The following is a 3,531-nucleotide window of genomic DNA, read 5'->3' as shown; positions in this document are numbered from 1 at the left end:
GTGGTGGGTGTGTGCTGAGGGTTTGTGGTGGACGCGCGCTGAGGGTTTCGGGTGGGCGTGCTGAGGACGCAGGGGTGAGGGCGTGTTGAGGACTCGAGGTGGGTCATGTGAGGCGCTCGCTGCCTTCGGGGGCGAGGTAGCCGTCTATGGCTTGGGAGAGTTCGGCGTCGAGGTGGGGTTCGGTGAGGATGTGGCCGACCATTCCGGCGGATTGGACCGCGGATTGGGCTATGAGCAGGAGCATGGTGGCCAGGTGGTCGGGGTTGCCGGGGCGGATGGAGCCGTCGCGTTGGCCCTCGCGGATCAGGGCGGTGAACAGCAGGATGATTTCGCGTTGGTTGCGGCCCAGGCGGCCGAAGACGTAGGTCAGCATGAGGTCGGTGTCGGTGCGGAAGATCTTGGTGAACAGCGGGTTCGAGCGCAGGGTGGCCGCGCCGCCCACCACGCCCTCGACCAGTCGTGCGCGGGCCGAGCCGCCCGTGGGGATGGTGCGGCCGACGATGCCGCGCATTTCTCGGACGAGCAGTTCTCCGATCAGGGCGCCGGTATCGGACCACCGTCGATACACGGTCGGGCGACTGACTCCCGCGCGGCGCGCGACTTCGGTGAGGGTCGTGCGGCGCACCCCGAACTCCTCCACGCAGGCGCGCGCGGCATCCAGGATCGCCTGATCCGTGGCGGACATCTCGTCGCCGCCGGGCGCCTCGGTCGCGGACATCACACACCTTTCGCGTTACTGCTTGACATTCTATGTCAGACTGTAACGCATGGTCGAGACACGAGAAGTGACGCGCCCGAATATGGTGTGGGACGCCTGGGGCGTTCCGTCCGGACATGCGCCGCTTCCGGAGAAGATCCGCACGCTGTTGGCGCAGGTATTCGGGGTGTCGGGTGAGCCGGTGGCCCGTCGCGACGAGGACGAGGTGCCGCTGCGCGCCTCGGCCCTGACCGCGGCGGAACTGGCGGAGCTCTCCGCGTTGGTCGGTGCGGACCACGTGTCGATCGAGCATCGGGACCGGCTGCTGCGCGCCGGGGGTAAGAGCACTCCCGATCTGCTGCGCCGTCGCGGCGAGGGGCCGCAGGACGCGCCCGACGCGGTCGTCTTTCCCGCCGATCACGAGCAGGTGCTCGCGGTGCTCGCGCACTGTGCCGAGCGTGGTATCGCGGTCGTGCCGTTCGGCGGCGGGACCAGTGTCGTCGGTGGCGTGGATCCGGCGCGTGGGGAATTCGACGCGGTCGTTGCCCTGGATCTGCGGCGGCTGGACACGCTCACCGAACTCGACGCGGTCAGTCTCACCGCCACCCTGGGCGCCGGGCTGACCGGGCCGCAGGCCGAGGAACTGCTCGGCGCGCAAGGACTTTCGCTCGGCCACTTTCCGCAGAGCTTCGAATTCGCCACCATCGGCGGTTTCGCCGCGACCCGGTCCTCGGGTCAGGCCTCGGCCGGATACGGGCGCTTCGACGACATGATCCAGAAGCTGCGCATCGCCACGCCCAGCGGGACCGTCGAGGTGGGGCGGGCTCCGGCGTCGGCGGCCGGACCGGATCTGCGCGAGCTGTTCTCCGGTTCGGAGGGCACGCTCGGCGTCATCACCGAGGTGACGCTGCGGGTGCATCCGAAGCCGGAAACCGTTGCCTACCAGGCCTGGTCGTTCCCGGATTTCGCCACCGGCGCGGCCGCGCTGCGGACGGTCGTGCAGACCGGCGCCGCGCCGACCGTGCTGCGCCTGTCCGACGAGGCCGAGACCGGACTGAATCTGGCGCGTGCCGGTGATATCGGCGGGAGCGCGGTCACCGGCTGTCTGGCCGTGACCACCTTCGAGGGCGCCGCCGCCCATGTCGAGGCCCGTAACGCCGAGGCGAGTGCGCTGCTGGTGGCCGCCGGTGGTGTCGCGCTGGGCGAACAGCCCGCCCGCGATTGGGAGCACGGCCGCTTCTCCGCGCCGTATCTGCGTGATGCGCTGCTGGATGTCGGAATTCTCTGTGAGACCCTGGAAACCGCGACCAGCTGGTCGAATCTGGCTGCGTTGAAGGCGAAGGTGACTGCGGCGCTGGTTGATTCACTGACCGCGCAAGGCACGCCCGCACTTGTGATGTGCCATATCTCGCATACCTATCCCACCGGTGCGTCGCTGTATTTCACCGTCGTCGCCAAGCAGGCCGAGGACCCGCTGGCGCAGTGGTTGCGGGCCAAACAGGCTGCGGGCGACGCGATTATCGCGACCGGGGGCACCATCACCCATCACCACGCGGTGGGGGAGGACCATCGTCCCTGGCTGGGCGCGGAGATCGGCGAGGTCGGGGTGGCGGTGCTGCGCGCGGTCAAGCAGGCCGTCGATCCGGCGGGAATCCTCAATCCCGGGAAGTTGATTCCGTGAGTGACACGATTCGATCCGTGCTGTTGGTGACCAACCCGCTGTCCGGGCACGGGAAGGGAATCACCGCGGCCGCCGCGGCGCGCGCTCGATTCGAGGAGCGTGGCGTCCGGGTCACGGAGGTGTGTGGCTCGACGGCGGCGGAATCGGTTCGGTTGGTGCGGGATTCGCTGACCGGCCGCACCGCGGCCGCGCGGCCCGATGCGGTCGTGTGCGCGGGTGGTGACGGGCTGGTGTGCGTCGTGCTGCAGGCCCTCGCCGGGTCCGGGGTGCCCCTGGGCATGATTCCCGGTGGAACCGGCAACGACCTGGCCCGCGAACTCGGTGTGCCCGAGGATGATCCGATCACTGCCGTCGATATCGTGCTGGCCGGGAAGACGCGTGCCATCGATCTGGGTGTGGTGCGGTCCGCCCGACCGACCGCCGCGACCGAACCGCAGTTCGGCGGCGACGCGCTCCCCGGACCGATCTATTTCGCGACCGTCGCTGGCACCGGCTTCGACGCCCGAGTGACCCTGCGCGCCAATCGAATGAGCTATCCCCGCGGCCGTCTGCGCTACACGCTGGCCGCGCTGATCGAACTGGCCAGCGGTCTGTCCGTCCCGTACCGAATCGAATTGCGCGGCGTCCCGGGCGAATCCGAGCCCACCATTCTCGAAGCCGATGCCATCATGGTCGCGGTCGGCAACACCCGCAGCTACGGCGGCGGCATGCAGATCTGCCCCGACGCGATCATCGACGACGGCCTCCTGGACCTGACCGTCGTAGGAGCCCTACCCCGCCTCGACATGATCCGCCTCCTCCCCGCCCTCTCCTCAGGCAAACGAGTAGACCACCCGGCAGTCCACCAATACCGCGCCACAGACATAACCCTTACCGCCCCTGGCGCCCCAGCCACTGCCGACGGCGAACCCGCAGGCGCCCTCCCCGCCACCTTCCAAATTCTTCCCTCCGCCCAATCCGTCCTGGTCGCGTAACCCCAGCGCCTTCGGCGCGGGGAATCAGGGGAGCGTGCGCTCCGGCAGGGGGCGAGGTCCGTCCCCTTCGGTGGAAGCGTCGCGTTCCGAGCGGGGCCCGTTCCGTCGGGGGTGGAGGTGTGTTCCGCTGAAGCGAGGGATCCGGTTCGCAGTGTGTGAGGGGCGTGTGTCGCCAGAGT

General features: G+C 69.2%; 3 protein-coding genes. 2 read left to right on the top strand and 1 reads right to left on the bottom strand.

The window, feature by feature from the left end:
- Nucleotides 1-103: 103 nt before the first annotated feature.
- The gene (locus NP4_RS38500) at nt 104-718 is read right to left on the bottom strand and encodes a TetR/AcrR family transcriptional regulator (RefSeq protein ID WP_068009275.1); all 615 of its coding nucleotides are present in this window, start codon (nt 716-718) and stop codon (nt 104-106) included.
- A gap of 82 nt (nt 719-800) precedes the next feature.
- Here NP4_RS38500 and NP4_RS38495 point away from each other — a divergent pair, with 82 nt between their 5' ends.
- Nucleotides 801-2,378 (top strand): FAD-binding oxidoreductase, encoded by a 1,578-nt coding sequence (locus tag NP4_RS38495; RefSeq protein ID WP_068009273.1) that lies wholly within the window; start codon nt 801-803, stop codon nt 2,376-2,378.
- Nucleotides 2,375-3,352: a YegS/Rv2252/BmrU family lipid kinase gene (locus NP4_RS38490; RefSeq protein ID WP_082876611.1), complete on the top strand. Its 978-nt coding sequence runs from the start codon at nt 2,375-2,377 to the stop codon at nt 3,350-3,352. The genes NP4_RS38495 and NP4_RS38490 overlap by 4 nt, the downstream gene beginning before the upstream one ends.
- Nucleotides 3,353-3,531 lie beyond the last annotated feature (179 nt).

Origin of the sequence: Nocardia pseudobrasiliensis NBRC 108224, from assembly GCF_001613105.1 — a bacterium.
In the GTDB taxonomy this organism is placed as follows: Bacteria; Actinomycetota; Actinomycetes; order Mycobacteriales; family Mycobacteriaceae; genus Nocardia; species Nocardia pseudobrasiliensis.
The sequence above is the reverse complement of the archived record's forward strand: the minus strand, read 5'-3'. Positions and strand labels throughout refer to the sequence as shown.

Excerpts from the sequence above, each read along its gene's own strand:
- NP4_RS38500 (WP_068009275.1), bottom strand. The coding sequence starts at position 718 with ATGTCCGCGACCGAGGCGCCCGGCGGCGACGAGATGTCCGCCACGGAT.
- NP4_RS38495 (WP_068009273.1), top strand. The coding sequence starts at position 801 with ATGGTGTGGGACGCCTGGGGCGTTCCGTCCGGACATGCGCCGCTTCCG.